We start from the raw sequence: 2758 nt of genomic DNA, 5'->3' as shown, positions 1-2758 counted from the left end.
GCCGTTTGCGGTGTTCGCGGCCTATGTCGCGACCTGCGCGATGTGGACGCCGACGGTGCCGCTGACCGAAGCCTACGCGCTGCGCGGGGTTTTGCGCTACGGCCTCAAATACGGTCCGCTGCGGCTATGGGGATCGGCGGCTTTCGTCCTTGGCGCCCTGGCCTGCGGCCTGCTCGTCGACGTCATCGCAGCGGAGCGGCTGATCTGGATCATCGTTGCGGTTGCCGCTCTGGGGGCTGCGAGCAGCCTCGGGCTGCAATATCTGGAGCGGCCCGCGACCGGCTCGCCAGTCACGCACGGTGACAAGCCCCTGATGCGCGACGGCGGCTTCCTGGCGGTCATCGTTGCGGCCGCGCTGATCCAGAGCAGCCATGCCGCATACTACGCCTTTGCCTCCATCAACTGGCAGGCGCACGGGCTCGGAGGGCTGACCATTGCCGGCCTGTGGGGGATTGGCGTGCTGGCCGAAATCGCGGTCTTCGCGCTGTCGCCACGCTTCATCCTGGAGCCGGCGTCGCTGATGGCGATCGGCGCGTGCAGCGCGATCGTCCGCTGGGTCATCATGGCGCAGGAGCCGCAATTGGCCATTCTGGCGCCGGTCCAGCTTGCGCATGGGCTGACTTTTGGCCTGACCCAGGTCGGCACCATGGGACTGTTGGTCCGCTTGGTGCCGGACCACGCGATGGCGCGCGGGCAAGGCTATTTCGCGGCGTGTTCCGGGATCATCACATCGGTGGCGTCGATCCTGTCGGGTATCGTCTATGCCCATTACGGACAGGGCGTCTATCACGTCATGGCCGGGATGGGCGCGGCCGGCGGAATACTGATCCTTTTGATGCGGCGCCGGCTGCATCATCCCCACAGCTCAGCGTCCGGCGGATGAACCAGGCTGCCCTCATAGCGCAGGCCGTGCGCGCGATCGCGGGCGAGCAGCAACGGGCCGTCGAGGTCGATAAAGCGAGCCTGAGCGGCCAGCAGCATCGCTGGCGCCATCGACAGCGAGGTCGCCACCATGCAGCCGACCATGATGTCGAAGCCGTGCGCCTTGGCGGCATCCGCCATGGCCAACGCCTCGGTCAGGCCGCCGGTCTTGTCGAGCTTGATGTTGACCGCGTCGTAACGCTCGCGAAGCGGTTCGAGCGAGCTGCGGTCATGCACGCTTTCGTCGGCACAGACCTTGATCGGACGGCGGATGCGCGCAAGTGCCTCGTCCCGGTCGGCCGGCAACGGCTGCTCGACCAGGATGACGCCGGCCGCAGCGCAGGCCGCGAGATTCGTCTCAAGACTGTCCGGCGTCCATGCCTCGTTGGCATCGACGATGAGTTCGGAGCGCGGCGCTGCCCTTCGGACCGCGGCAATCCGTTCGACGTCATCAGCGCCGCCGAGCTTGATCTTCAGCAGCGGCCGGTCGGCAGCGGCTGCTGTGGCCGCGGCCATCGCTTCAGCGGACGCAAGCGAGATCGTATAGGCCGTGGTCACGGGCTTCGGCTGGGGGTGCCCGAGCAGATCCCAGACCCGCTTCCCGCTCTGTTTGGCTTGCAGGTCCAGCAGTGCGCAATCCAGTGCGTTGCGCGCGGCGCAGGGCGGCATGGCGGCCTGCACGGCAGTGCGGTCCAGCCCGCGGCCAACCACATCCTGCATCGCGAGGAGGGCCGTCTGCGCGCCTTCCGGCGTTTCCGCATAGCGCGGATACGGAACGCATTCGCCGCGCCCGACATGCCCGCCAAACGCAATCTCCGCCACGACGGTGACGGCCTCGAACTTGGCGCCGCGGCTGATCGTGAAGGCGCCTCTGATCGGCCAGCGCTCGATTCTCACCGTGAGAGTTGGGGATTTGGCGGAAGTCATTCAAAATCTGGCCATTTTTCGAACCCTGGGCTTGCCGGGCAAGACCAACTATGGCTCGTATAGCGCTTTCGGGCGCAGGGGATAACAGTTCCCGTGAAGATAGCACGTGAAGCGCATCAAGCCGCGCTCGCCGCCGGAACCTGCGGCCTGAGGTGAGCGTGGCGGGACTATCCCCTTGGACGGGCAGCGAATCGGCGTAGGGAGCATCGTGGATTGTGAGCGGCGACCCGACATTGGAGCGAACGGCCCGCGGCAGTGCGCTGGCGCTGTGCGCGGCCGGCCCGTGGACGGCGAGCTTCGCCCCGCTGCTCGAGCGGATGGTGGCGGATGCGGAAAGGCTCGCCGGCAGCCGGCCGGATATCCTGATCGACGTATCGAAGGTCTCCAAGCTTGACACTTTTGGGGCCTGGCTGATCGAGCGGCTGCGCCGCAGCCTGACCCACGGCGCCATCGAGACCAAAATCACCGGGCTGTCGGAGAACTATTCCAGCCTCGTCGACGAGGTGCGCCAGGTGCAAGCCGCGCCGGTCTCCGACACGACATTCGTCACGATCACCGGCATGCTGGACCAGATTGGCCGCAGCGTCGCCGGCGTCGGCGGCACCATTGCCGGCCTGATCGACATGCTCGGCGCGGTGCTTGCGGCGGGCGCACGGGTGTTCTTTCATCCGCGCAGCTTTCGCCTGACCTCGACGATTCACCATCTCGAGCAGGTATGCTGGCGCGCGGTGCCGATCATCGTGCTGATCACCTTCCTGATCGGCTGCATCATCTCCCAGCAGGGCATTTTTCATTTCCGCAGGTTCGGCGCTGACATCTTCGTCGTCGACATGCTCGGCGTGCTGGTGCTGCGCGAGATCGGCGTGCTCCTGGTCGCGATCATGATCGCGGGCCGCTCCGGCAGCGCCTA

At 66.6% G+C, this 2758-nt stretch carries 3 protein-coding genes; 2 read left to right on the top strand and 1 reads right to left on the bottom strand.

All coding sequences use genetic code 11. The annotated features are described in order from the left end of the window. The coding region (locus JOZ76_RS24995; RefSeq protein WP_291703168.1) for an MFS transporter at nucleotides 1-883 on the top strand (883 nt) is incomplete at its 5' end. Here JOZ76_RS24995 and dgcA read toward each other — a convergent pair. Next, the gene (gene dgcA, locus JOZ76_RS24990; protein WP_291703166.1) at nucleotides 853-1848 is read right to left on the bottom strand and encodes an N-acetyl-D-Glu racemase DgcA; all 996 of its coding nucleotides are present in this window, start codon (nucleotides 1846-1848) and stop codon (nucleotides 853-855) included. The genes JOZ76_RS24995 and dgcA overlap by 31 nt on opposite strands. 215 nt (nucleotides 1849-2063) lie before the next feature. Here dgcA and JOZ76_RS24985 point away from each other — a divergent pair. Continuing rightward, on the top strand, nucleotides 2064-2758 hold a 695-nt coding region (locus JOZ76_RS24985), incomplete at its 3' end, for an MlaE family ABC transporter permease (protein WP_291703164.1).

This window comes from Bradyrhizobium sp. (assembly GCF_019244115.1).
Taxonomy (GTDB): domain Bacteria; phylum Pseudomonadota; class Alphaproteobacteria; order Rhizobiales; family Xanthobacteraceae; genus Bradyrhizobium.
The sequence above is the reverse complement of the archived record's forward strand: the minus strand, read 5'-3'. Positions and strand labels throughout refer to the sequence as shown.

Coding starts and splice junctions, on each gene's coding strand:
- dgcA (WP_291703166.1), bottom strand. CDS start 1,848: ATGACTTCCGCCAAATCCCCAACTCTCACGGTGAGAATCGAGCGCTGG.